Origin of the sequence: Erythrobacter donghaensis (assembly GCF_001557325.1) — a bacterium.
GTDB classification, from domain to species: domain Bacteria; phylum Pseudomonadota; class Alphaproteobacteria; order Sphingomonadales; family Sphingomonadaceae; genus Erythrobacter; species Erythrobacter donghaensis_B.
Genome location: NZ_LSJS01000246.1, coordinates 1 through 1,174 on the forward strand (window position 1 = coordinate 1; position 1,174 = coordinate 1,174).

Sequence of the window (1,174 nt, forward strand, 5' to 3'; positions counted from 1 at the left end):
CCATGTCCTGCTGAAGGGGGCGACTCGCTTCCCGCGATTACCCCATGTGGACGCCCCCCGACGGCATCTATGTGCCATAGTGGAGGTGTTGAACACCACTAGAAGGAGGCGTCCATGGCAGAGGTTAGCACGATCGGGTTGGATATTGCGAAGACTGTTTTTCATGCGCACGGTGCGGATGCGCGCGGGCAGATGGTGTTCAGCCGGCGGCTGACCCGCGTCAAGCTGCTGGAGTTCTTCGCCGCGCAGCCGCGCTGTGTTGTCGCGCTCGAGGCCTGCGGAGGCGCCCATCACTGGGCGCGCGAGATTGCCTCGCTGGGGCATGAGGTGAAGCTGATCCCGCCAGCTTACGTGAAGCCGTTCGTGAAGCGGAACAAGAACGATGCGGTCGATGCCGAGGCCATCTGCGAAGCAGCCCAGCGCCCGAGTATGCGCTATGCCGCGATCAAGACCGAAGCGCAGCAGGCCGCCGGGATGGTGTTCCGCACGCGCGACCTGCTGGTGCGCCAGCGCACGCAGCTGATCAACGCGATCCGCGGGCACCTGACCGAGTTCGGATGGGTGGCACCTAAGGGCCCATCTCACATCAGCGTGCTCGCCAGCCTGCTTGAGGAGGGCGAGGAGATCGGGGCATCGCTGCCCGATGCGGCCCGCGCGATGTTCCTGGTGATGACGGGGCAGCTCGAGCACCTGAACGAGCAGATCAAGCTGCTCGACAAGGAGATCGCCAGGCGTGCCCGCGAGGACGAAGCAGCCCGGCGGCTGATGACCATCCCCGGCATCGGGCCGATCGCGGCAACTGCGCTGCTGGCGCTGGCCCCGCCCGTAGAAGGCTTTGCGAGGGGGCGCGACTTTGCAGCCTGGCTCGGGCTCACACCAAGGCAACATTCCAAAGGGGGCAAAGAACGGCTTGGCTCGATCTCGAAGATGGGCGAGCGCACACTGCGACGGCTCCTGATCGTCGGCAGCAGCGCGGTGGTGCTCCACGCCAGCAAGCGCGGGGCTCCGCGCGGCTCATGGCTCGAGCAGATGCTGGCCAGAAAGCCGCGCATGCTGGTCACGGTTGCGCTGGCGAACAAGACCGCCCGGATCATCTGGGCGGTTCTGATGAAGGGTGAGGATTACAAGGCTCCGGTCGCGGCAGCAGCGTAAGCTGAGGCGGACCAGAGGTCGT

1 protein-coding gene is annotated in these 1,174 nt (G+C 65.6%); it reads left to right on the forward strand.

Going from position 1 to position 1,174, the window contains the following annotated elements; all coding sequences use genetic code 11:
• Positions 1-114 precede the first annotated feature (114 nt).
• Entirely contained in the window at positions 115-1,152 is a 1,038-nt protein-coding gene (locus AX692_RS14620; protein WP_066045707.1) for an IS110 family transposase, read from the forward strand.
• The last annotated feature ends 22 nt before the right edge of the window (positions 1,153-1,174 follow it).

Bases quoted from the DNA above. Each gene is read 5' to 3' on its own strand.
- AX692_RS14620 (WP_066045707.1), top strand. From the start codon at position 115: ATGGCAGAGGTTAGCACGATCGGGTTGGATATTGCGAAGACTGTTTTT.